The organism is Streptomyces sp. NPDC054932 (assembly GCF_053610205.1).
In genome coordinates this window covers 17,710-39,529 of sequence record NZ_JBSGXU010000050.1, presented here as the reverse complement: position 1 = coordinate 39,529, position 21,820 = coordinate 17,710, and the positions used below count along the sequence as shown (strand labels likewise).

General features: G+C 69.9%; 25 protein-coding genes. 20 read left to right on the top strand and 5 right to left on the bottom strand.

The window, feature by feature from the left end; all coding sequences use genetic code 11:
• Positions 1-116 precede the first annotated feature (116 nt).
• From ACWGE1_RS16475 to ACWGE1_RS16435, 9 genes are all read left to right on the top strand, one after another.
• On the top strand, positions 117-515 hold the full coding sequence (locus ACWGE1_RS16475; protein WP_453421197.1) for a hypothetical protein: 399 nt from the start codon (positions 117-119) through the stop codon (positions 513-515).
• Between the two features lie 7 nt (positions 516-522).
• Positions 523-2,358, top strand: a complete 1,836-nt coding sequence (locus ACWGE1_RS16470) for an alpha/beta hydrolase (protein ID WP_453421196.1) — start codon at positions 523-525, stop codon at positions 2,356-2,358.
• 116 nt (positions 2,359-2,474) lie between these two features.
• Positions 2,475-3,344: a hypothetical protein gene (locus ACWGE1_RS16465; protein ID WP_453421195.1), complete on the top strand. Its 870-nt coding sequence runs from the start codon at positions 2,475-2,477 to the stop codon at positions 3,342-3,344.
• Positions 3,341-3,865: a hypothetical protein gene (locus tag ACWGE1_RS16460; protein WP_453421194.1), complete on the top strand. Its 525-nt coding sequence runs from the start codon at positions 3,341-3,343 to the stop codon at positions 3,863-3,865. The genes ACWGE1_RS16465 and ACWGE1_RS16460 overlap by 4 nt, the downstream gene beginning before the upstream one ends.
• 92 nt (positions 3,866-3,957) lie before the next feature.
• Positions 3,958-4,644, top strand: a complete 687-nt coding sequence (gene rpe, locus ACWGE1_RS16455) for a ribulose-phosphate 3-epimerase (protein ID WP_453421193.1) — start codon at positions 3,958-3,960, stop codon at positions 4,642-4,644.
• A 124-nt stretch (positions 4,645-4,768) separates the two neighbouring features.
• Positions 4,769-5,782 carry a sugar-binding transcriptional regulator gene (locus tag ACWGE1_RS16450; RefSeq protein WP_453421202.1) on the top strand — a complete coding sequence of 338 codons (1,014 nt, stop codon included), beginning with the start codon at positions 4,769-4,771 and terminating at the stop codon, positions 5,780-5,782.
• Between the two features lie 134 nt (positions 5,783-5,916).
• The gene (locus ACWGE1_RS16445; protein WP_030012151.1) at positions 5,917-6,138 is read left to right on the top strand and encodes a CarD family transcriptional regulator; all 222 of its coding nucleotides are present in this window, start codon (positions 5,917-5,919) and stop codon (positions 6,136-6,138) included.
• Between the two features lie 49 nt (positions 6,139-6,187).
• The gene (locus tag ACWGE1_RS16440; protein WP_453421192.1) at positions 6,188-6,625 is read left to right on the top strand and encodes a ribonuclease domain-containing protein; all 438 of its coding nucleotides are present in this window, start codon (positions 6,188-6,190) and stop codon (positions 6,623-6,625) included.
• Positions 6,622-7,044: a barstar family protein gene (locus tag ACWGE1_RS16435; RefSeq protein WP_453421191.1), complete on the top strand. Its 423-nt coding sequence runs from the start codon at positions 6,622-6,624 to the stop codon at positions 7,042-7,044. Before ACWGE1_RS16440 ends, ACWGE1_RS16435 begins: the two co-directional genes overlap by 4 nt.
• A 48-nt stretch (positions 7,045-7,092) precedes the next feature.
• On the opposite strand, the gene ACWGE1_RS16430 is transcribed toward ACWGE1_RS16435, so the two are convergent.
• The 5 genes from ACWGE1_RS16430 to ACWGE1_RS16410 all read right to left on the bottom strand — a co-directional run bounded on the left by ACWGE1_RS16430 (position 7,093) and on the right by ACWGE1_RS16410 (position 10,563).
• Complete coding sequence (locus tag ACWGE1_RS16430; RefSeq protein WP_453421190.1) at positions 7,093-7,578, bottom strand: group II truncated hemoglobin; 486 nt, start codon at positions 7,576-7,578, stop codon at positions 7,093-7,095.
• Between the two features lie 2 nt (positions 7,579-7,580).
• The gene (locus ACWGE1_RS16425; RefSeq protein WP_453421189.1) at positions 7,581-7,904 is read right to left on the bottom strand and encodes a putative quinol monooxygenase; all 324 of its coding nucleotides are present in this window, start codon (positions 7,902-7,904) and stop codon (positions 7,581-7,583) included.
• A gap of 73 nt (positions 7,905-7,977) precedes the next feature.
• Positions 7,978-8,487 carry a hypothetical protein gene (locus ACWGE1_RS16420; protein WP_453421188.1) on the bottom strand — a complete coding sequence of 170 codons (510 nt, stop codon included), beginning with the start codon at positions 8,485-8,487 and terminating at the stop codon, positions 7,978-7,980.
• 55 nt (positions 8,488-8,542) lie between these two features.
• Positions 8,543-10,267 (bottom strand): FAD-dependent oxidoreductase, encoded by a 1,725-nt coding sequence (locus tag ACWGE1_RS16415; protein WP_453421187.1) that lies wholly within the window; start codon positions 10,265-10,267, stop codon positions 8,543-8,545.
• Positions 10,264-10,563 carry a UBP-type zinc finger domain-containing protein gene (locus ACWGE1_RS16410; protein ID WP_453421186.1) on the bottom strand — a complete coding sequence of 100 codons (300 nt, stop codon included), beginning with the start codon at positions 10,561-10,563 and terminating at the stop codon, positions 10,264-10,266. The genes ACWGE1_RS16415 and ACWGE1_RS16410 overlap by 4 nt, the downstream gene beginning before the upstream one ends.
• A gap of 262 nt (positions 10,564-10,825) precedes the next feature.
• Here ACWGE1_RS16410 and ACWGE1_RS16405 point away from each other — a divergent pair, with 262 nt between their 5' ends.
• The 11 genes from ACWGE1_RS16405 to glgX all read left to right on the top strand — a co-directional run bounded on the left by ACWGE1_RS16405 (position 10,826) and on the right by glgX (position 21,814).
• The gene (locus tag ACWGE1_RS16405; RefSeq protein WP_453421185.1) at positions 10,826-11,650 is read left to right on the top strand and encodes a type 1 glutamine amidotransferase domain-containing protein; all 825 of its coding nucleotides are present in this window, start codon (positions 10,826-10,828) and stop codon (positions 11,648-11,650) included.
• Between the two features lie 42 nt (positions 11,651-11,692).
• The gene (locus tag ACWGE1_RS16400) at positions 11,693-13,330 is read left to right on the top strand and encodes a thiamine pyrophosphate-binding protein (protein WP_453421184.1); all 1,638 of its coding nucleotides are present in this window, start codon (positions 11,693-11,695) and stop codon (positions 13,328-13,330) included.
• Between the two features lie 68 nt (positions 13,331-13,398).
• Positions 13,399-13,860, top strand: coding sequence for a nuclear transport factor 2 family protein (locus ACWGE1_RS16395; protein WP_453421183.1), 462 nt, complete (start codon positions 13,399-13,401; stop codon positions 13,858-13,860).
• Entirely contained in the window at positions 13,857-14,312 is a 456-nt protein-coding gene (locus tag ACWGE1_RS16390) for a nuclear transport factor 2 family protein (protein WP_453421182.1), read from the top strand. The genes ACWGE1_RS16395 and ACWGE1_RS16390 overlap by 4 nt, the downstream gene beginning before the upstream one ends.
• A 13-nt stretch (positions 14,313-14,325) precedes the next feature.
• Positions 14,326-14,709, top strand: a complete 384-nt coding sequence (locus ACWGE1_RS16385; RefSeq protein ID WP_453421181.1) for a nuclear transport factor 2 family protein — start codon at positions 14,326-14,328, stop codon at positions 14,707-14,709.
• 12 nt (positions 14,710-14,721) lie between these two features.
• The gene (locus ACWGE1_RS16380) at positions 14,722-16,335 is read left to right on the top strand and encodes a GMC family oxidoreductase (protein ID WP_453421180.1); all 1,614 of its coding nucleotides are present in this window, start codon (positions 14,722-14,724) and stop codon (positions 16,333-16,335) included.
• Positions 16,328-16,939 carry a DJ-1/PfpI family protein gene (locus tag ACWGE1_RS16375; protein ID WP_453421179.1) on the top strand — a complete coding sequence of 204 codons (612 nt, stop codon included), beginning with the start codon at positions 16,328-16,330 and terminating at the stop codon, positions 16,937-16,939. The genes ACWGE1_RS16380 and ACWGE1_RS16375 overlap by 8 nt, the downstream gene beginning before the upstream one ends.
• Complete coding sequence (locus tag ACWGE1_RS16370; RefSeq protein WP_453421178.1) at positions 16,939-17,373, top strand: VOC family protein; 435 nt, start codon at positions 16,939-16,941, stop codon at positions 17,371-17,373. Before ACWGE1_RS16375 ends, ACWGE1_RS16370 begins: the two co-directional genes overlap by 1 nt.
• A gap of 79 nt (positions 17,374-17,452) precedes the next feature.
• A complete protein-coding gene (locus tag ACWGE1_RS16365) occupies positions 17,453-19,282 on the top strand; it encodes an AGE family epimerase/isomerase (protein WP_453421177.1) in 1,830 nt (609 codons plus the stop codon).
• A 37-nt stretch (positions 19,283-19,319) separates the two neighbouring features.
• Complete coding sequence (locus ACWGE1_RS16360; RefSeq protein ID WP_453421176.1) at positions 19,320-19,670, top strand: STAS domain-containing protein; 351 nt, start codon at positions 19,320-19,322, stop codon at positions 19,668-19,670.
• Positions 19,667-21,814 (top strand): glycogen debranching protein GlgX, encoded by a 2,148-nt coding sequence (gene glgX / locus ACWGE1_RS16355; RefSeq protein ID WP_453421175.1) that lies wholly within the window; start codon positions 19,667-19,669, stop codon positions 21,812-21,814. Before ACWGE1_RS16360 ends, glgX begins: the two co-directional genes overlap by 4 nt.
• The last annotated feature ends 6 nt before the right edge of the window (positions 21,815-21,820 follow it).

Here is a 21,820-nt window from a genome sequence, read left to right as displayed (position 1 = left end):
TGCGATGTAGCGTTCCCGGCTGGTGATCAACAAGAACGGTCGGGGGCTGCGCGCGCATGGCGTGGGACGAGTGGGAACAGACCAAAGCCGGGGCGGGCGACGGGCAACACGTGGCCATGAGGCTCAACCAGGTGCCCGCCGATCCCGGCTCCGGCGCCCCGAGCGCCGTGACGGGCGGCCTCCAGTCCAGCAAGAAGGCGTGGACCACGGCCGGTGAGGGCGTGGGATCCCTGCGCCGGACCCTCGGCACGGCGCTGACCAAGCTCGAGGACGGGCAGAACGGAATCGGCTCGACCGCCGGGTGCCTGAGCGCGGCCGCGCAGAAGGACGTGTACGACACCTGGAAGAAGTACGCCGAGAGCGTCGGTGAGCGGTGCGGCGCGCTCCAGGGAATCCTGAACCAGGTGGGCCGCGACGTGTTGACGACCGACGAGGGCGTCAGGGCGGAGATGGACAGGCTGAACGCCACGTACGCGGACACGGACGCCGTCGGCGGCCAGGCCAAGGGTCGGTGACGGCGCGATGGACTACGCCACTCTCAAGGCCTTCAAGCCGTCCGAGTTCGAGGAAGCCGCCGACGGCTACCGCACCATGGGCAACTCGGCCCAGGCGGCCAAGGAGCACATCGAGAACGCGGTCGCCACAGGCATGCGCAAGTCGTTGAGCGGCAAGGCGGCGGATGCCGCACAGCAACAGCTCCAGGCCCTGGCGAAGAACTTCCACTACACGCAGACCGAATGCGGTGTGATCAGTACTGCGCTCAACGGGTTCGCCCACGACATGGCGGCCGCCAAGCGAAAGCTGGAAGCGGCGATCGCGGACGCCCAGGCGGACGGCTGCAAGGTGAACGACGACGGCTCGGTCGCGTTCCCCGCCGGGCAGAAGCCGGGCGCCGAGAAGGCATCGGAGGGCGGCACGGTGACCGGGAGCGCGGGAGGGAGCGAGACCTCCGACGCCGTGGAACGCCAGGCGGCGAACATCCACCCCAACCCCAACTACGGCAAGGCGATGGGGTACGCGAACCGCATCGCCGACGCGCTGAAGGAAGCCACGGACGCGGACGCCAAGTGGGAGCCGAAGATACGGGCCCTCAAAGCCGACGACGACCTGACCGTGTCCGCCGGCGACTGGACCGATGCCACCTCCGACGCGGGAGGCGTCCGCGGGGCGGCCGAAGGGTACCTCGGCACGATCAAGCCGCCGCCGCAGAACAACTGGCCCCAGGACAACGCCAACTGGTGGAACGGCCTCACCGAGGAACAGCGCGAGGACTACGTCTCCATGCACCCCGCGAGCGTCGGGGGCCTCGACGGCCTCCCCTCCGCCGTCCGCGACGACGCGAACCGCCTCGTCCTCGCGGAGCAGCGCGCCGCCAAGCAGGTGGAGTACGACGCCTGGCTCAAGAAGGAGCCGGAGCACTACAGGCCCTACATCAGCCCCATCACGGGCCGCGAGGTGAAGGGCGCGATGGTCCCGACGGAGGAGTGGAAGGAGTGGGAGGAGAAGAGGAAGGAGATCGAGAACGGCTCCAAGGGCATGGACGACATACAGAAACGATTCGACAGCTACACGGGCGAGAGCAACCGCCCCTATCTCCTCGGCTTCGACGGCAAGGACATGGGGCGCGCCATCGTCTCGATCGGCAACCCGGACACCGCCGACAACGTGGTGACGTACGTGCCCGGGACGTTCGCCGAGTTGAAGTCCATCGACGGCGACATCAACAGGGCCGTACTGCTCCAGGCCGAGGCGGAGCGCCAGGATGCCGCGCACTCGACGGCCTCGATCGTATGGCTCGGTTACGACGCCCCGCAGGGCATCACGACCGATGCTACGGAGACCAAGTGGGCGGACAACGCCAGGGAGCCGCTCGGCAATTTCATCCAGGGGATCGAGGAAGCCAACCACCGCGAGAGCGGCGTGAACCAGACGCTCCTGGGGCACAGCTACGGGTCCCTGGTGGTGGGCGAGGCGATGAGCATGCACGTGGACCTGCCGGTCGACAACGCGATCATGGTGGGCAGTCCGGGCGTGGGAGTGGACCACGCGAAGGAGCTGAACATCCCGCCGGACCGGGTCTTCGCGGCCACGGCGTACTGGGACCTCATCAACATGGCCCCGCCGCCGGCCGGGCCCTTGGCGCCCCTCAACCCGAAGGCCTACATGGAGTTCTTCGACGATCATTCGATCGTCCACGGAAACGACCCGACCAGCGACGACTTCGGGGGCCAGGTCTTTGAGGTCCCCGACGGGAAGTTGCCGCTCGAGGACTGGGAAATGATGCCCGCGCACTCCCAGTACTGGGACGAGAAGCCCCTCGGTAGCCTGGGGAAGATCGTTACGGGAGGACGACCGTGAATCCACGCAAAGCAGTCCCGGTTGCCGCACTGCTGGCCATGATGCTCATGGCGACCGCGTGCGGGGCGCAGGGAGACGGACAGAAAACCGGCGGAACGGCACCGAAGCAGGGCACGATGAACGAGCAGCAGGCGATCGACCGGGCAGAGGAGATCATCCACCAGGCGGTGGACGGCATGTCCCCCCAGCCGACGCTGGAGCGCATGGGCCACGCGCCCGTCGGCCCCTGCATCGCCAGGGACGACCACGGCCCCGACGATCGTGTGCAGGTCACGGTCATCTACAAACTGACGGGTGTTCCGGGGGCCGAAGCCCAGAACCTCGTGCGGCAGGCGCGGGACGCCTGGCTGAAGCAGGGCTACAAGCACAACACGTCGGGCGAGGTCGACTGGTCCAGCCCCTTTCCGACGGTCTACATGCGCACCGGTCCCGACGACTTCTGGATGGACGCCGTGACCGGCGTCATGGACCGTGCCAAGGGGGAGGGTGTCGCTTCCCTCAAGGTGTCTTCGCCCTGCTTCCTCCCGCCGGGCAAGAGCAAGGCCTCGGGGGCGGCCCCGGCCGGTCCCGCCGCGTTCGAGGCCCCCTCGGCCGACGATCCCGCCACGCGCCGGGCCCTCGCCCACTCCAGCCGGATCTACGACGCGCTGCAGGTCGCATCGGCGCCCACGCAGCCCGGAGAGGGCCTCAGCACGGTCCGGGACGAGTCGGGTGCCTCGGTCCACCACGTCTGGTCGACCGAGCCGCTGCCGGAGGGCGAGAGGGCGGCCGCCGTGGCGCGCGCGCAGACGTTCTTCCAGAGCGCGGGATGGACCGTGCGCCGTGTACCGACGCCTGAGGGCACCCCGGCCGTCGTCGCCGGCCACCCCGGAGAGCGCACGGTCGCGCAGGTCGCGGCCTCGACCACGGGGGCGGTGCGCGTCGCGGTGACGGTGCCCGCCACCGGTCCGGCGTCCGCGGACGCACGAAGGCCGGCCCCCGCGTGACACCACGGAAGGCATTGCCGGTCGCCGCGCTGCTCGTGCTGACGGTCACGGCGACCGCCTGCGGGGGAGGGGCGGCGAAGCCGGTCGCGATGAGCGAGCAGCAGGCCGTCGACCGGGCGGAAGGGATCGTCCGGCAGGCGGTGGACGCCATGTCCCCCCGGCCGGCACCGGAGCGTACGGGCCCCGCGACCGTCGGCCCCTGCATCGCCAAGGACGACAGCAGGAGTGACGACCGGCTGCAGGTGACCCTCTTCTACAAGCTCACCGGGGTCCCCGGGACCGAGGCCGGGAACCTCGTGCTGCAGGCGAGGGACGCCTGGCTGAAGCAGGGCTACGAGTACCACTCCTCGGACGAGGCGGACATGTCCGGGCCCTTCCCCTGGGTCAGCATGCGCACGGAGCCCGATGACTTCTGGATGGAAGGCATCACAGGGGTCCTGGACCGGACCAAGGGTGAGGGCCTCGCCACTCTCAAGGTGACATCGCCCTGCTTCCCCCCGTCGGGCCTTGAGGGAGGGTGAAGCGTTCTCCGCGATCGGTTGAGCGCGGCTGCGCCCGCCCCGACTTGCGGGGTCGTGGCCGGAACCCGGTGGGGGCATGGCAGGCTTGGGGCATGGCCGCTCAGATTTATCCCAGTATCCTGTCCGCCGACTTCGCCCGACTCGCCGAGGAGGCGAAGGCCGTCGAGGGAGCCGACTGGCTGCATGTCGACGTCATGGACAACCACTTCGTCCCGAACCTCACCCTCGGTATGCCGATCGTGGAATCCCTGAGCAGGGCCACGGACATCCCGCTCGACCTCCACCTGATGATCGAGGACCCGGACCGCTGGGCCCCCCAGTACGTGGAGGCCGGTGCGGGTTCGGTCACCTTCCACGCCGAGGCCGCCGCCGCGCCCGTGCGGCTCGCGCGGGAGATCCGGGCCAAGGGGGCGCGGGCCTCGATGGCGCTGAAGCCCGCGACGCCCATCGAGCAGTACGAGGACATCCTCCCCGAGCTCGACATGCTGCTGATCATGACGGTCGAGCCGGGCTTCGGCGGCCAGCCCTTTCTCGACATCATGCTGCCCAAGATCCGCCGCACCCGGGAGCTGATCTCCAAGCACGGTCTGGAGCTGTGGCTCCAGGTCGACGGCGGCGTCTCGGCCTCGACCATCGAACGCTGTGCCGAGGCCGGCGCGGACGTCTTCGTGGCGGGCAGTGCGGTCTACGGGGCGGTCGATCCGGCCACCGCCGTGCGTACGCTGCGTGAGCAGGCGGGTGCGGCGATCGCAGCCGCGCCGTGGGCTTGCGACCACTGAACCAAGGGTTGATGAACAGCTCGGTGAACGGGAGCTGTCCAGGCTGATCAACGGCCGCCGGATCTGACAGGATGAACGGCGAGTCGAGAGTGTGAACAGCAGTGAGGAGAGCGCGGTGTCTGCAATGTCGGCGGGACGGTCAGCCCTGCGGATGGGACCCGCGGAGCTGGTGCAGGCGGCGGCCATGGCGCGCCGCTTCTACCTGGAGGGCAAGTCCAAGATCCAGATCGCCGAGGAGTTCGGCGTGAGCCGCTTCAAGGTGGCCCGGGTCCTGGAGACCGCCCTCGAACGTGACCTCGTACGCATCGAGATCCGGGTACCGGCCGAGCTCGATGCCGAGCGGTCGGACGCGCTCCGGGCCCGGTACGGGCTGCGGCACGCCGTCGTCGTGGAGTCGCCCGCCGACGCCACCGAGGACGCGCCCGACCCGGAGAACCTGGGCGCGGTCGCCGCCGACCTGCTGGGCGAACTGGTCAGCGAGGGCGACGTACTGGGCCTGGCGTGGGGGCGGTCGACCATTCACATGGCCGCCTCCCTGCACCGGCTGCCGCAGTGCACCGTGGTGCAGCTGACCGGCGTCTACGACGCGGGCACCGCCGAGCGCGGATCGGTCGAGGCCGTGCGCCGGGCCGCCCAGGTCTCCGGCGGCGACGCGCACCCGATCTACGCGCCGATGCTGCTGCCGGATCCGGCGACGGCGGCCGCGCTGCGCAGCCAGACGGGAATCGCACGCGCCTTCGAATACTTCGACAAGGTGACGGTCGCGGCCGTCTCCATCGGTTCCTGGGAGCCGGGCATCTCCACGGTCCACGACATGCTGACCGACGACGAGCGGGCCCACTACGCCTCGCTGGGCGTGGCGGCCGAGATGTCGGCCCATCTCTTCGACGCCGAGGGCCGGCGGGTCGGCCGGGACCTCGGCGAGCGGTGCATCACCGTGGAGGCGGACCGGCTGCGCCGGATCCCCGAGGTCGTGGCGATCGCGGGCGGGCTGCGGAAGGCCTCCGCGATCGGGGCCGTGCTCAGGTCGGGGCTGGTGACCAGCCTCGTGACGGACACGGCGGTCGCCGACTACCTGCTCACCGAGTCGGCCCCGGGACTGCGGCCGGCGCTGGACCGGGCCGACCCCGACGACTGATGCGGGCGCATGCGGCCTGACGTGGCACGACGGGCCTCCGGTGGCCTTCGGCGGCGCCGCCGGTGCGGATGGTGCTGGAATTGAGATCCGAACGGCGGACCGCGCGGAGGCCCGCGGGGCGCATACTGGTTCCAATGACAAAGTCAGCAGTACCTCGCCGCCATTTGCCGTCCAGCCCGTTCAAGGCCCCCGTGGAACAGCCCATCCGGCAGTTCAACGTCGGCGACCGGGTTACCCACGATGAGCACGGCCTCGGCCGTGTCGTCGGAATCGAGGAGGGGATCGCTGTTCTCGTCGACTTCGGTTCGGTCCAGAAGCGAATCCTGAGTCCCTACACCAAGATGGCCGCTCTCTGAAGCCATTGGGCGATTCGCGAGCGAATCGGATATTTGGCACGATCGGTGCATGATCTTTCGGAACGTGCCCCGATCGTTGCTGCGTTTGCTGGGGGCCCTGTTCCTCTGTGCCGCGCTGGTGGGTGCGGCGGGTTGCGGCGGGCAGATACCCGCGCCTGCCGCCGCCGGTGTGAGTGCCAGTGCCGTCCCCGTCCCCGGGTGGGCCGGGGGGATGGCCGCCGTACGGGCCGACGCGCTGCCGCAGCAGGCCCGTGACGTGCTCGCGCTCATCGACCGGGGCGGGCCCTATCCGTACCGGCAGGACGGCGCGGTCTTCGGGAACTTCGAGAAGGCCCTGCCCCGGCAGAAACGTGGCTACTACCACGAGTACACCGTGCGGACGCCGGGAGAGCGGGACCGCGGGGCCCGGCGGATCGTGACGGGCGAGGGTGGGGAGTTCTTCTACACGGACGACCACTACGACACCTTCAAGGCGGTTCTCCGATGACTCTGGACCCGCAGCCGCTCGCCCCTGCACTGGAAGCAGCGCAAGCCGCGGGCTGGACGACCGTCCGGCTGGACCTGGACGGCGTACGCGGCAAGGCCGGGCTGATGCGGCGGTGCGGGGAGGCCCTGCGGCTGCCGGAGTGGGTCGGCGGGAACTGGGACGCACTGGCCGATGCCCTGCGGGACCTGTCCTGGCTGCCGGACGGCGCGGGGCGGCTGGTGGCCGTGACGTCGTGGCGTGCGTATGCCGGGGCGCGGCCGGAGGAGTGGGAGACCCTGGCGGAGATCCTCGAGGAGGCCGTGGACTTCTGGCGGGAGCAGGAGGACGGGCCGGACCTCGTGGTGCTGCTGGCCGAGGCCGGGCCCGGGCCGCCTGCCGCTCGGTCCCGGACCCCGCGCCTCGAACGCCGACGGGACTGAAGGGCGGGCTGAAGGGCGGGGGCGGAGGTGATTCCGCCCCCGCCATGCTCAGTCCTTCGCGTCCTTCGCGTCCTTCGGGATCCACGGAGGGGTCTGGCCCCAGGACCAGACCGGGATCTCGGCCGCGTCGACCGGGGGCGGGTTGGGGCCCGAGTAGATCAGGGCCATGCGGGTGCCCCACTCGATGTAGTAGGCGAAGACCCCGCGGAATTCGGGGTCCGTCGGGAGGCCGACCTCGTCGGCCGTGTCCATCAGCAGGTCCACCCAGCGGCGGCGCTGCTCCTCGGTGATCGCCCGGCCCAGGTGCTTGGTGGCCATGTGCCGGTGGCCGCCGTGGTGGGCGGTGTAGTCCGAGGGGCCGCCGAAGACCTCCGACAGCCAGACCGCGACGTGCTGCGGGTGTTCCGAGTCCATGCCGGCGAAGACCGGGGCCAGGATCTCGTCCTGCAGGGCGTGGGTGTAGAAGGCGTCCGTGAGGCGGTTCATCGCCTCCGCGCCGCCCATCCACTCGTAGATGGTGGGTGTGGTGCTCATCGTCAGCCAGCGGCCTTTCCCGTGCCCACGACGCCCGTCACGAGGTAGTGCTGCATCTCCTCGATGGCCGTCACGTACGGACGGATCGCGCTGAAGAAGGCCGGGAAGTGCTCGCCCTTGCGGAAGCCGCCCAGGTGGGCCTCGATCGAGGTCCAGCGGATCCGGAGGATGTAGCGCTCCTTCTCCTCGTCGCAGCGGGCCAGTTCGTAGTCGATGCACTCGGGCGAAGCGGCCAGGGACTCGGCGGCCCGGGCGTACGCGTCCTCGAAGGCCGACTGGTCGTCCAATGCGATCCGGTAGCGGATGTATTCGACGGTGGTGGTCATAGGTGCGTGCCTCTCCCTGGGTGTAGGTCGTCGCCAGCCTTACGCGATCACACCCCGCCGTGGGGCGGATCGGTCATTCGGGCCCGGACTTCATGGAGTCGGCGGCTTCGGAGACGTCGGGGCCCTGCGAGCGGACCCGCTGGACCTTGTCCAGGGAGTCGCGCAGCTCCGTCAGCCACTCGTCCGTGTTGCGCCCGACGAGCCGGACGCACCAGGCGAGGGCGTCCGCCCGGCTGCGGGCCACGCCGCCGGCGACCAGGGTGTCGAGGACCTGGCGTTCGGACTGGCGCAGGCGGGTCATGACCGGGACGGCGAGGTGGGTGAAGAGGGTCGTCTCCTCACTCACCCGCACGCCCCAGGCCACCTTGCGGCGGTAGAGCTCCTCGGCTTCCCTGGCGACCTCGATGCGCTGCTCGCGGGTGCGCTCGCGGAACTCCTTGACCGACTCGGTCGCCGGTATGGCGCCGACGACCGTGATCTCCTCGCGGTCGGCGGTGACCGTGAGGAGGGACTCGTACACGTCCACCGGCAGGCGCTCGGTGAACCAGACGCGGAGCTGTTCGCTCTGTTCGGCTGTAATCATGTAATCAACGTTGCGTCCGGTGCCTTCTTGATCGCAAGGCCCCGACCGTTCGCTCTCAGCCCATCGAGCGGTAGCGGTGGATCAGCGAGACCGCCATCGCACCCTCCCCGACGCCCGAGGCGACCCGCTTCACCGAGTGCGCGCGGACGTCGCCGGCCGCGAAGACCCCGGGGACGCTCGTCTCCAGGGGGTAGGGGGCGCGCTCCAGGCTCCACTCGGCCGGGAGCTCGCCGCCGTTCGAGATCAGGTCCGAGCCGGTGAGGACGAAGCCGTACTCGTCCCGTTCGACGACGCCCGCGAGCCAGTCGGTGTGCGGGCGGGCGCCGATGAACGTGAACATGAACCGGGCCGGCACCTCGGTGTCCCGGCCGGCCTCCGCGTCGTGCAGGGTCAGCCGTTCGAGGTGCTCCCCGCCGTCCAGCCGGACCACCGTCGTGCGCACCCTCACCTCGATGTTCGGGGTGCGCCCGATCTCGTCGATCAGGTAGCGGGACATGCTCGCGTCCAGGGAGGCCGCCCGGACCAGGATCGTCACGCGGGCGGCGTACTTGGCGAAGTGCACCGCCGCCTGGCCCGCGGAATTGGCCCCGCCGACGATGAACACGTGCTGCGAGATGCAGGCCGAGCTCTCCGTGGTCGCCGCGCCGTAGTAGAGGCCCGCCCCCTCGAAGCGGTCCGCGCCGGGGGCGTCGAGGCGGTTGTACGAGACCCCGGTGGCGAGCAGGACCGTCTCGGCGGAGATTTCCGTGCCGTCCGCCAGGGTCAGGATCTTCGCCGGGTCGTCCCGGGTCAGCGAGACCACCTCCACCGGGTGCAGGATCTCGGCGCCGAACCGGGAGGCCTGGATGGTCGCCCGGCGGGTCAGGTCGCCGCCCGAGAGACCCGAGGGGAAGCCGAGGTAGTTCTCGATCAGGCTGGAGGTACCGGCCTGGCCGCCCGGGGCGCGGGAGTCCAGCATCAGGGTGGACAGGCCCTCCGAGGCCGAGTAGACGCCCGCCGCCAGGCCCGCCGGACCGGCGCCGACGATGACGCACTCGTAGTGCGGGCGGGAGGCGGTGGTGGCCAGGCCCAGACGCTGGGCGAGCTGGGCGTCGGTCGGGGCCGAGAGGACCGATCCGTCCGGGAAGCGGACCAGGGGGAGCGCCCCGTCGGGCTGGGCGGCGATCAGGGTCAGCGCCTCGGGGTCCCGTTCGACGTTGAGGAATCGGAACGGCTGGCCGTTGCGGGTGAAGAAGTCCCGGACGGCGTGGGTGCCGGGGGAGACCAGGTGGCCGGCGACGATGATCCCGTCGTACGCCGGCCGGTAGGTCGCCAGCCAGTCCGACAGCAGGTCGTCCAGGACCGGGAAGAGGCGCTCGTGCGGCGGGTCCCACGGCTTGAGCAGGTAGTAGTCCAGCCGGACCCGGTTGATGGCGGTGATCGCCGCGTCGGTCTCCGCGTAGGCCGTCAGCAGGACGCGGCGGGCGTCCGGGAAACGGCTGACCGCCTCCAGCAGGAACTCGACGCCGGTCACGTCCGGCATGCGCTGGTCCACGAGGAACAGCGCCGGATCGTGACCGCGTTCGTCGAGGGAGTCCAGGATCTTCAGGGCGTCGGCCGCCGAGGAGGCGCCGAGCACCCGGTAGCGGTCGCCGTAGGCGCTGCGCAGATCGCGGCGGACGGCGCGCAGCACCTGCGGGTCGTCGTCCACGGCGAGGATGACCGGCTTCCTGTGCTCCGCGCGTTCGGCGGCCGCGGCCGACGGGGTGGTGGCGGGGGAACTCTCCGGGGCCGCGCTCATGCCGGGTCCAGCATCAGCCGGTCGGCGTAGCACCAGGCCCAGTCCTCGCCGGGCTCGTGGGAGGCCGCGATGGCGTGCTCGGTGGTCCGGTAGTGCCGGGTGGCGTGACGGTTCCTCGACGAGTCGCAGCATCCGACGTGCCCGCAGCTGAGGCACATCCGCAGGTGCACCCAGGTGTCGCCGGCGACGAGGCACTCCTCGCAGCCGACGGCCGTGGGTTTCACCGGACGTATCTGATCGATGTGTGTGCACAACAGGTCCATCGTCATCGTCCCCGTCCCTCTCCTCGTGCTCATGCTCGTCCCACCGACACGGCCCGCACGCCCATGATTCACGGCGCGTCCAGACCATAGGACGGGGCTGCCGGAATGGTTCATCGATTCGGCCGAAGTCAGGTAGTCCTGAAGCTACTTCCTGACGTCCGCGGCCGACTTCCTGAAGTGCCGGTACGACCTGGCCCGCTACCTCACGAAGTCGCATGCCGGCGCTTTGACGAAGCCCCCGGCCGCGGCCAGTGTGGGGGACGCCAACGACAACAGGCGGCGCCTGGAGGAATACGTGAGCAGAAAGATTCTGGTCATTGTCTCCGAACACGGTTACTGGGCCGAGGAACTGATAGGGCCCGTGTCGAAGTTCGACGAGCGGGGCTACGAGGTCATATTCGCCACGCCGACCGGAAAGCGTGCACACGCTCTTCCGCCGAGCCTCGACGCGAACTACATCGATCCGCCGCTGGGACGCTCGGTCACCACCGAGGAGAACGCCCGGCTGGGGCGGGAGTTCGAGCAGTCGAGCCGGCTGGACTCGCCGCTCGACATCGAGGCGTGGGTCCCCGAGCGTCCGTACACGAGCGACGAGGGCTACCTGCCCAAGCTGGAGCAGTACCACCGCGATCTCGACAGACTCGACGCCGACATCGCCGGGTACGACGCGATCCTCATCGTCGGCGGCAGCGGCCCGATCGCCGACCTCGCCAACAACGAGCGCGTGCACGCCCTGATCCTGGCCTTCCAGAAGGCCGGCAAGGTCGTCGCCGCCGAGTGCTACGGCGTCGCCTGCCTGGCCTTCGCCCGGGACTGGAGCGACCGCCGGAGCATCATCCGGGGCAAGCACGTGACCGGCCACTGCAAGGAGTACGACTACAAGGACGGCACCGGTTTCCTCGGTACCGACTTCAACATGGGACCGCCGCCCTATCCGCTGGAATACATCCTGCGCGACGCGACCGGCCCGCACGGTGCGTACCACGGGAACTTCGGCAAACCGGTCTCGGTCATCGTCGACTTCCCCTTCGTCACCGGACGTTCCACCCCCGACTCGTATCTCACGGGGCAGAAGATCGTGGAAGTCCTGGAGGACGGCCTCACCCGATACGGCTGGTAGTCCGAAAAGCCGCCGGGAAATCGGAGAGTTGAGGGGGAATTCATGAAAGCTACTCCCGGACGGGAAAGGCTGATCGAGCAGTTCAAGGCCGACGGTCTGACAGTGATGTTCGGAAATCCCGGGACGGTGGAACAGGGATTCCTCGACGCGGTGGACGCGGCGGAGGACTTCCACTACGTCCTCGCCCTCCAGGAGACCGTGGCCGCCGGCATCGCCGACGGGTACGCCCGGGCGACCGGCGGCGCGGCCCTGCTCCAGCTGCACTCCGGGGTCGGCCTCGGCAACGGCATCGGCATGCTCTACCAGTCGCTGCGCGGCCACACCCCGCTCGTCGTGGTCGCCGGTGACGCCGGAGTGCGCTACGACGCCATGGACGCGCAGATGGCGTCCGATCTGGTGGCGATGGCGAAGCCGGTGACCAAGTACGCGACCCGGGTCACCGACCCGCGGTCCGTGCTCCGCACCGTCCGCCGGGCCGTGAAGATCGCGCTCACCCCGCCCCGCGGGCCCGTGTTCGTGGCGCTGCCCATGGACGTGCTGGACGAGCTCAACTCCGAGCCGGTCCTGCCCTCCACCGAGGTGCTCACCGACGTGGCGCCCTCGCCGGCCTCGGTGGGGCGGGCGGCCGAGCTGCTCGCCTGCGCCGAGCACCCGGTCGTCCTCATCGGGGACGGGGTCGCGCTCTCCGGGGCGCAGAACGAACTCGCCGCCGTCGCCGAGCTACTGGGCGCCGACGTGTACGAGGTCGACTCCTCCGAGGTGAACATCGCGGCCTCGCACCCGCTGCGGCGAGGTCAGACCGGGCACATGTTCGGCCCGCACAGCAAGGAGCTGGTCGGTGACGCCGACGGGGTGCTGATCGTCGGCACCTATGTCTTCCCTGAGGTCTTCCCGGAGCTGGAGAGCCCCTTCAGGGCGGGCGCGAAGGTCGTCCACATCGACCTCAACGCCTACGAGATCGCCAAGAACCACCCGGTGGACCTGGGCCTGGCCGCCGACCCCAAGCAGGCGCTGCGCGCACTGGCCGGCGTACTGGACGGGCTGCTGGGCCCGCAGCGGCGGGCCGCGGCGGCCGCCCGGCTCGACGTACGGACCCGGGAGCGGGCCCGGGAGGCGCGGGCGACACCGGACGACGGCACGCCGATGGCCGTCTTCCTCAAGGCCCTGGCCGAGCGCACCGGCGGGGACCTGATCGTCTTCGACGAGGCGCTGACCACCTCCCCGCTGGTCACCCGGTACCTGCCGGCGGAGCGGCCCGGCGACTACCACCTCACCCGGGGCGGCTCGCTCGGGGTGGGCTTCCCGGGCGCGGTCGGCGCCAAGCTGGCCCGGCCGGAGCGGCTCGTGGTCGGCTTCGCGGGCGACGGCGGGTCCATGTACACCTACCAGGCGCTGTGGACCGCGGCCCGGCACGGCATCGACGCCAAGTTCGTGGTGTGCAACAACCGCAAGTACCGGCTGCTGGACGACAACATCGCCCAGTACTGGAGGGAGCGGGACATCCCGGAGCACGGCTTCCCGGGCTCCTTCGACCTCTCCCACCCCGAGATCGACTTCGCCGGGCTGGCCCGGTCGCTCGGCGCCGGCGGGATGCGCGTGGAGAAGCCGGACGAGGCGGTCGCGGCCGTGGGCCGGATGCTGTCCCACCCCGGACCGTTCCTCGTCGACATCCAGATCTGACCGACCGACTGAACGAACGAACGAACGGATCAGGACCAGCCGTCCAGCAGGGAACAGGAGGAGACCGCATGCCCGCCGAACGGCAGCTGACCGAGGACGCCATCCGCAGTTTCGCCGAGAACTGGTACGTGGCGCTGGACCAGCACGTGGATCCGGACGACGTGCTCGCGCTGATCACCGAGGACCTGGAGTTCAAGGTCCCCGAGGACACCTTCCTCGGACACGAGGGCTTCGGCCGCTGGTACGAGGCCGTCACCCACCGCTTCTTCGACGAGGTGCACACCGTCACGAAGGTGGAGCCCGTCATCGAGGGCGACCGGGCGGTCGTCCGGGTCCTCGTCAACTGGCAGGCCAGGATCTGGGACCCGCCGGCCGCCCGCAGCCAGTGGCTCGGCTTCGACGCCGACCAGACCTGGACGGTGGTGGCCGGTCCCGACGGACCGCTGATCAAGCAGTACACCGTCAACGACCTGGCCCCGATGCCCGGTTCCGCCCCGCTCCGAGCGCCGTCGAAGGAGAAGCGACGATGACCGAAGTGACACGGGAACGGGTCGAGGCGGCCTACGCCGCCCTCGGCTCCGGCGACCGGGCGCGCATCCTCGAGTACTACTCCGAGGACCTGCGCTGGCTGGTGCCGGGAAACCACCCGCTGGCCGGCTGGTACGAGAGCCTGGACGCCTTCCTGGAGCTGATGGCGCAGACCCACAAGCTCACGGGAGGCACCTTCCGGATGGACATCCAGGCGGTCCTCGTCGGCGAGGACTGCAGCGCCGACGTGTGCCGCAACGTGGCCCTGCGGGACGGCGCGGACGCCACGAGCGGGTCCCCGTACGAGCGGATGGACTACCCGGTCTTCCACTTCATGCGGTGGCGGGGCGGCCGGATCGTCGAGGGCCGCGACGGGCTCTTCGGGGACTCGGCGACCGCCTTCAGCCAGTTCTGGGCGCCGTTCGCGCCGGACGGAACCCGCAGGGACCGATAGGGGGACGATCACGATGGACCGACACGAGAGCCACACCGAAATCCTTCGCAAGTACTACGAGTACGCCAACGCCGGGGACTGGGACCGCTGGTGCGACCTGTTCGCCGACGACCAGGTGATGGACGAGCAGCTCGCCGGCCACATCGAGGGCCTGGAGGTCCTGCGCTCGATGATGAAGGGCATGGGCACGATGTACCGGGTCTTCCGGAACGAGCCCGTGCACTTCATCGTCGACGGGGAGAAGGCCGCGGCCGTCTCGCGCCTGACCGCGGTCAGTGCCTCCGGCGAGCCCATCGAGGCCGACGTCATGAACTTCTTCCGGATCGTGGACGGAAAGATCGCCTACATGGCGAACCACCACGACACCGTCCCCTTCCAGGTACTGAGCCAGGGCTGAGGGGGCGAGGTCGTGGCCGCAGAAGAAGCAGAGGAATACGACTACGTCGTCGTGGGCTCCGGAACCGCGGGCAGCGTGCTGGCGGACCGGCTCTCCGAGGACCCGGACGTCTCCGTCCTCGTCCTGGAGGCGGGCGGCTCCCGCATCCCGCCCGAGGTGGACGACCCGTCCTCCTGGTACAAGCTCCTGGGCGGGCCGGTGGACTGGGGCTACACCAGCGTCCCGCAGCCCGGACTCGACGGCCGCCGTACGTACGAACCGCGCGGCAGGGCCCCGGGCGGCAGCAGCAACCTCTACATCATGATGCACATCCGGGGGCACGCCGCGGACTTCGACAACTGGGCCTACCAGGGCGCGGCCGGCTGGGCCCACGAGGACGTGCTCCCCTACTTCGCCCTGCTGGAGGGCCAGGAGGACGCCACCGCCGCCACCACGGGCACCCGCGGCCCGCAGCGGATCACCAACGCCGGCCGGCACGGCCCCAACCCGGCCTCCCGCGCCTTCATCGACGCCGCCGTCGAACTGGGCCACCAGGAGATCGCCGACTTCAACACCGACGGACCCCGCCGCGGCCTCTTCGGCACCGGCTGGCACCACATCGACGTGGCCGACGGCCGCCGCCAGGGCGTCCTCGCCGCCTACCTGGAGCCCGCGCTGCGGCGCGCCAACCTGACCCTGCGCACCAACGCGCAGAGCACCCGGCTGCTCGTCGACGGGGACACCTGCACGGGCGTCGAGTACACCCAGCTCCGCGCCCCCGCCGAGATCCCGGGCCGGACCGTCCGGGACGGCCACAGCAGTCCCGCGGAACCCGGGCCGCACACCGTACGGGCCCGCCGGGAGGTGATCGTGGCGGCCGGGGCGATCGAGTCCCCGAAGCTGCTGCTGCTCTCCGGCATCGGGCCCCCGGAACAGCTGCGCGAGCACGGCATCGAGGTCACCGCGGCCCTGCCCGGGGTCGGCGAGAACTTCCACAACCACGTACTGACCGGGCTGATGGCCGAGGTCACCCAGGAGCTCCCGGCGCCGGCGCAGAACCTCTCCGAGAGCGCTCTGTTCCTGTCCTCGCGGCCCGGGCTGCCCGCCCCCGACCTGCAGATCGCCTTCGTCCACGTGCCCTTCGACGTGATCGTCGGCCAGGACCACCCCAACACGGTGTCCATCCTCCCCGGTGTCGTACGGCCGGTCTCGCGCGGCTGGATCAGGCTCGCGAGCGCCGACCCGCTGGCCCACCCGCTGATCAACCCGAACTACCTGGGCGACGGGTGGGACCTGGAACGGATGGTGCAGGGCGTCAGGATCGCCCGGGAGCTCTTCGCGACCTCCGCCTTCTCGCCCTGGTACAAGCAGGAGCTCCAGCCCGGACCCGGGTACGTGAGCGACGAGGACCTGCGGACCTTCGTGAAGCAGAAGTCGGAGAGCTACCACCACCAGGCCGGATCCTGCCGCATGGGCGTCGACGACCTCTCCGTCGTCGACCCGGAGCTGCGGGTGCACGGCGTACGGAACCTGCGCGTGGCCGACGCCAGCGTGATGCCCGCGGTCCCGTCGGGCAACTGCCACACCGCCATCGCGATGATCGCCGAGCGCGCGGCGGACTTCCTGAAGGGGGCCTCCCGTGTCTGACGCGGTCCTGCGCGAGGGTGCGCTGTCCGGGACCCGGATCGCGGTCCTGGTCGAGAGCGACTTCTACGAGCCGGAGATCTTCTACTACCAGCGCCGCTTCGCCGAGGAGGGCGCCGAGGTCGACTTCCTGACCCGGTTGTGGGGCAACGACTCCATCACCTTCACCGGGCACGAGTACCGGGCGCCCTTCACCGCCGACCGGTCCCTGGAGGGGATCGGTGACGAGGAGCTGCGCCGGTACGCGGCGATCATCGTGCCGTCCGGCATGGTGGCCGACCGGCTGCGCTACACCGAGGACGTGGACGTCCTCGCGCCGGCGACCGAGCTGCTGCGCCGGGCCTTCGCGGAGCCGACCGTCCTGAAGGGGATCATCTGTCACGGCATGTGGCTGGCCTCCTCGATCCCGGACCGGATCCGCGGCCGCAAGGTCGTCTGCCACAACAACCTCATCGGTGACGTCCGGAACATGGGCGGGGAGTACGTCGACGAGGACGTGGTCGTCGACGGGGACCTGGTCACCGGCCGCACCGGAGCCCACCACCACCTCTTCGCCCGCCGGATCATCGAACTGATCGCGGCCGGCCGGGGCCGGGGCGCGGGCTGATGGCCGGACTGCGCTGGTCCCACGTGGGCCTGAACTGCACGGACCAGAAGACCACCGAGGAGTTCTACACCCGGTACTTCGGCTTCACCAGGGCCCGGGTGGTCGATCTGGGGGAGGCGCAGATCGTGTTCCTGCGCAAGGGGGACGCGTACCTGGAGCTCTTCGCGGCCGGCTCGGCAGCACCGGCCCGCACGGCGTACGACGACGGCCCGCAGGCACCCGGCCGGATGCGGCACCTGGCCTTCCAGACCGACAGCGTGGACGCGTTCCTGGCATCGCTCGGCGGCGCGGCGGAAGTGACCCTGGGACCGCTGGACTTCGACGACTTCATCTGCGGCTGGCGGACCGTGTGGGTCCGCGACCCCGACGGGGTGATCGTCGAGGTCAGCCAGGGATACGAGGACGACAGCACGCCCCCAGCCTCCGGCGAGTGAGCCGAAGGGGCGCGAACGGCCGGCCCCGGGCGCCCCGCAGGCGAACCGATCCCTCAACGAACAGGACGGTGTGTGACCCATGGCTGACGCCGTGACCTTCTCCTTCTCCGACACGATCGCGGGATACGTCATCCGCTTCGACTCCGGTACCCGGCTGCTGCGGCTGAAGACATCCGACGGGCGGGAGTTCGACGTCTCGCTCGCCGGCGGCCCCGGCGCCGAGCTGGTCCGCAACCTGGACGAGCCCTACATCGACGCCTCCGGGCACATCGACGAGATGCTCTCCCCGGGCCGGTTCCTCTTCGTCTACGGCATCCACTACCCGGAGCGGGGCGGGCGGTTCGAGGCCAAGCGCCTGGTCTTCCTGGGCCGCGGCGCCGAGGACTACCGCTTCGAGGAGCCCAGCTGGTGGATCAAGCAGATCGAGTCGCTGGCCGACTTCTACCGGCGGGCGCAGTTCGGTGACGGGCCGGTGGACTTCACCGAGTACCGCACCGAGATCCGGCTGGGCGGTGACAAGACCGCCAGCCACGTTCAGGAGACCGACACGATCTCCCGCCTGGTCTACGGGATGGCCTCGGCCTACCTGCTGACCGGCAAGGACGAGTACCTGGAGGTCGCCGAGCGCGGCACCGAGTACCTGCGCAAGCACATGCGGGTCGTGGACAGCGAGGAGGACGTGGTCTTCTGGTACCACGGCATCAGCGTCGACGGGGACAGCGAGCGCAAGCTGTTCACCTCGGAGTTCTCCGACGACTACGACGCGATCCCGATGTACGAGCAGATCTACGCGCTCGCCGGCCCCATCCAGACGTACCGGGTCACCGGTGACGTCCGGATCAAGAACGACGCGGACGCCACCATCCGGCTGTTCGACAAGTTCTTCTTCGACCCGGAGCAGGGCGGCTACTACTCGCACATCGACCCGATCCTCTTCAGCGCCGACCACGAGTCCCTCGGCGAGAACGCCGAGCGCAAGAACTGGAACTCGGTCGGGGACCACGCGCCCGCCTACCTGATCAACCTGTACCTGGCGACGGGCGACCAGAAGTACGCCGACTTCCTCGAATACACCTTCGACACCATCGCGGACAAGTTCCCGGACTACAAGAACAGCCCCTTCGTCCAGGAGCGCTTCTTCCGCGACTGGTCGCACGACACCGCGCACAGCTGGCAGCAGAACCGCGCGGTGGTCGGCCACAACCTGAAGATCGCCTGGAACCTGATGCGCATGAACTCGCTGAAGGCCAAGCCGGAGTACGAGCAGCTCGCCAGGAAGATCGGCGAGATCATGCCGGCGGTCGGCAGCGACGTGCAGCGCGGAGGCTGGTACGACGTCGTCGAGCGGCTGAAGTCGGCCGACGACGGGCAGGAGGCGTACCGGTTCGCCTGGCACGACCGCAAGGCCTGGTGGCAGCAGGAGCAGGCGATCCTCGCCTACCTCATCCTGAACGGCACGGTCGGCGGCGACGCGAACCTGCGCGAGGCCCGGCAGGCCCAGGCCTTCTACAACACCTTCTTCCTCGACCACGACGAGGGAGCCGTCTACTTCAACGTCCTCGCCAGCGGTACGCCGTACCTGCTTGGCACCGAGCGGCTCAAGGGCAGCCACTCGATGTCCATGTACCACTCGGCGGAGCTCTGCTACCTCTCCGCCGTCTACAACAACCTGCTCATCAACGGCCGGGAGATGGACTTCCACTTCCAGCCCGACCCGACCGACCTGCCCGGCCGCGTCCTGCGCGTCTCGCCCGACCTGCTTCCCGCCGGTTCGGTGCGGATCGCGTCCGTGGAGATCGACGAGAAGCCGTACACCGACTTCGACGCCGATGCCCTCACCGTGCGGCTGCCCGATGTGCAGGGCCGGGTGAAGGTCAAGGTCCGGCTGCGTCCAGCGGCCGGGAAGTAGCGCTCAACGGGGGGCGCCCCAACCAGAGGGGAACGCAATGACTCTCAACGTCAAGGAACGCCGGAACAAGACGGGCACCGTGCTCGTCGCCACCGGTGAGATCAACAGCGAGACATCCGGAGCGCTGCTCCAGGCCCTGCTGCCGCTGGTCCGCGAGGGCAAGCCGCTGCGGATCGACCTCACGGCGGTCACCTACGTCTCCAGCGCGGGCCTGCGCACCCTGCTCGTCGTCTACCGCGAGGCGCAGCACGCCGGCGTCGCCGTCACCCTCTACGGGGTGAGCGAGGAAGTCCGGTTCGTCATGTCGGCCACCGGCTTCCTCGACTTCTTCGAGACCGGCGAGGCCGTCGCGGCGGCGGCCAAGGCCAGGGCCAGGGCCGCGCGATGACCGAGACCCGGTCCGAGCAGGTGCTGCGCGTCGACGCGTACCCGACCCACGAGGTGGGCGGGTACCGCGTCCGCGCCGGCAAACCGTTCCCCTTCGGGGCCAACGTGGTCCCCGGCGGGGTCAGCTTCTCCGTCTTCTCCGACCAGGCGACCAGCATGACCCTGGTCATCTTCAGGCGCGGAGAGCCCGAGCCGATGGCCGAACTGGAGTTCCCCGAGGAATTCCGCACCGGCAGCGTGTTCGCCATGACCGTCTTCGGCCTCGACCACGAGAACATCGAGTACGGGTACCGCGCCGACGGCCCCTACGACCCGGTCACCGGCCACCGCTTCGACGCCCGGCAGGTGCTCTCCGACCCGTACGCCCGGCTGATCGCCGGCCGTGACGTGTGGGGCGTGGAGCCGGACCGCAGCCGCGGCTACCAGTACCGCTCCCGAGTCTGCCTCCAGGACTTCGACTGGGGCGACGACACCCCGCTGGGCATCCCCGCCGAGGACCTCGTCGTGTACGAGACCCACGTGCGCGGCTTCACCCGGCACCCCAACTCGCAGGTCACCGCGCCCGGCACGTTCGCCGGGCTGCGCGAGAAGATCCCGTACCTGAAGGAGCTCGGGGTCAACTGCATCGAACTGCTCCCCGTGTTCGAGTTCGACGAGAGCGACAACCCGCGCTCCAACCCGGAGACCGGTGAGCGGCTCTTCGACTACTGGGGCTACAACACGGTCTCGTTCTTCGCGCCCAAGGCCGGCTACGCGGCCACCGGACGCTACGGAATGCAGGGCGACGAGTTCCGCACCCTGATCAAGGACCTGCACGCGGCCGGCATCGAGGTCATCCTCGACGTCGTCTTCAACCACACCGCCGAGGGCAACGAGCAGGGCCCGACGATCTCCTTCAAGGGGCTCGACAACGCCACGTACTACATGCTCACGCCCGAGGGGTACTACTTCAACTTCAGCGGCACCGGCAACACCGTCAACTGCAACCACCCCGTCGTGCGCAACTACGTGCTCGACTGCCTGCGCCACTGGGTCGCCGACTACCACATCGACGGCTTCCGCTTCGACCTCGCGGCCATCCTCGGCCGGGCCCTGGACGGCACCCCGCTGCCCAACCCGCCGCTGCTGGAGCTGCTCGCCTACGACCCCGTCCTGCGGCACACCAAGCTCATCGCCGAGGCCTGGGACGCCGGCGGCCTCTACGAGGTCGGCAACTTCCCGGCGTACGGCCGCTGGGCCGAATGGAACGGGAAGTACCGCGACACCGTGCGCCGCTTCCTCAAGGGCGACCCCGGCGTCACCGGCGAGCTGGCCACCCGGATCGCCGGCTCGCCCGACCTGTACGCCACCCGCGGCACCGCGGCCTCGGTCAACTTCCTGACCGCGCACGACGGGTTCACCCTCGCTGACCTGGTCTCCTACAACGACAAGCACAACGACGCCAACGGCGAGAACAACAACGACGGCGCCAACGACAACAACAGCTGGAACTGCGGCGCCGAGGGACCCACCGACGACCCGCAGATCAACGCGCTACGCACCCGGCAGATGAAGAACGCCCTCGCCATCCTCTTCACCAGCCAGGGCATCCCGATGCTGCTGGCCGGGGACGAGGTCGCACGCACCCAGCAGGGCAACAACAACACCTACTGCCAGGACAACGAGCTCTCCTGGTTCGACTGGGACCAGGTCGACGACAACGCCGAACTGCTCCGGTTCACCCGGGAGATGATCGCCTTCCGGGGGCACCACCGCGAGCTGCGCTCCACCGCCCACCCCACCGGCCAGGTCCGCCGGAACCTGGGCCTGCCGGACATCAGCTGGCACGGGGAGCGGGCCTGGCAGCCCGACTGGTCGGACGAGAGCCGGCTGCTCGCGGTCGCCCGCTGCGGCACCGGGGACGACGACGTGGTGTACGTGGCCATGAATGCGCACTGGGAGCCGCACGACCTGGAACTGCCCGCCCTGCCGGGCGGGCGGAGCTGGCACCTGTTCGCCGACACCGGGGCCGAGGCACCGTACGACATCCGCACCCCCGGGTCCGAGCAGGAACTGGACAACGCCGGGAAGTACCTGATCGGCCCGCGCTCGGTCGTGATCCTGGTGGGCCGCACCAACGAGCGCGACCACCTCGACGCGCCCTGACCGAAG

Bases quoted from the DNA above. Each gene is read 5' to 3' on its own strand.
- ACWGE1_RS16470 (WP_453421196.1), top strand. From the start codon at position 523: ATGGACTACGCCACTCTCAAGGCCTTCAAGCCGTCCGAGTTCGAGGAA.
- ACWGE1_RS16400 (WP_453421184.1), top strand. From the start codon at position 11,693: ATGAAAGCTACTCCCGGACGGGAAAGGCTGATCGAGCAGTTCAAGGCC.
- ACWGE1_RS16425 (WP_453421189.1), bottom strand. From the start codon at position 7,904: ATGACCACCACCGTCGAATACATCCGCTACCGGATCGCATTGGACGAC.
- ACWGE1_RS16385 (WP_453421181.1), top strand. From the start codon at position 14,326: ATGGACCGACACGAGAGCCACACCGAAATCCTTCGCAAGTACTACGAG.
- ACWGE1_RS16360 (WP_453421176.1), top strand. From the start codon at position 19,320: ATGACTCTCAACGTCAAGGAACGCCGGAACAAGACGGGCACCGTGCTC.
- ACWGE1_RS16475 (WP_453421197.1), top strand. From the start codon at position 117: ATGAGGCTCAACCAGGTGCCCGCCGATCCCGGCTCCGGCGCCCCGAGC.
- ACWGE1_RS16435 (WP_453421191.1), top strand. From the start codon at position 6,622: ATGACTCTGGACCCGCAGCCGCTCGCCCCTGCACTGGAAGCAGCGCAA.
- ACWGE1_RS16395 (WP_453421183.1), top strand. From the start codon at position 13,399: ATGCCCGCCGAACGGCAGCTGACCGAGGACGCCATCCGCAGTTTCGCC.
- ACWGE1_RS16370 (WP_453421178.1), top strand. From the start codon at position 16,939: ATGGCCGGACTGCGCTGGTCCCACGTGGGCCTGAACTGCACGGACCAG.
- ACWGE1_RS16430 (WP_453421190.1), bottom strand. From the start codon at position 7,578: ATGAGCACCACACCCACCATCTACGAGTGGATGGGCGGCGCGGAGGCG.
- ACWGE1_RS16390 (WP_453421182.1), top strand. From the start codon at position 13,857: ATGACCGAAGTGACACGGGAACGGGTCGAGGCGGCCTACGCCGCCCTC.
- ACWGE1_RS16450 (WP_453421202.1), top strand. From the start codon at position 4,769: ATGTCGGCGGGACGGTCAGCCCTGCGGATGGGACCCGCGGAGCTGGTG.
- glgX (WP_453421175.1), top strand. From the start codon at position 19,667: ATGACCGAGACCCGGTCCGAGCAGGTGCTGCGCGTCGACGCGTACCCG.
- ACWGE1_RS16415 (WP_453421187.1), bottom strand. From the start codon at position 10,267: ATGAGCGCGGCCCCGGAGAGTTCCCCCGCCACCACCCCGTCGGCCGCG.
- ACWGE1_RS16420 (WP_453421188.1), bottom strand. From the start codon at position 8,487: ATGATTACAGCCGAACAGAGCGAACAGCTCCGCGTCTGGTTCACCGAG.
- ACWGE1_RS16365 (WP_453421177.1), top strand. From the start codon at position 17,453: ATGGCTGACGCCGTGACCTTCTCCTTCTCCGACACGATCGCGGGATAC.
- ACWGE1_RS16465 (WP_453421195.1), top strand. From the start codon at position 2,475: ATGAACGAGCAGCAGGCGATCGACCGGGCAGAGGAGATCATCCACCAG.
- ACWGE1_RS16440 (WP_453421192.1), top strand. From the start codon at position 6,188: ATGATCTTTCGGAACGTGCCCCGATCGTTGCTGCGTTTGCTGGGGGCC.
- ACWGE1_RS16445 (WP_030012151.1), top strand. From the start codon at position 5,917: ATGACAAAGTCAGCAGTACCTCGCCGCCATTTGCCGTCCAGCCCGTTC.
- ACWGE1_RS16410 (WP_453421186.1), bottom strand. From the start codon at position 10,563: ATGAGCACGAGGAGAGGGACGGGGACGATGACGATGGACCTGTTGTGC.
- rpe (WP_453421193.1), top strand. From the start codon at position 3,958: ATGGCCGCTCAGATTTATCCCAGTATCCTGTCCGCCGACTTCGCCCGA.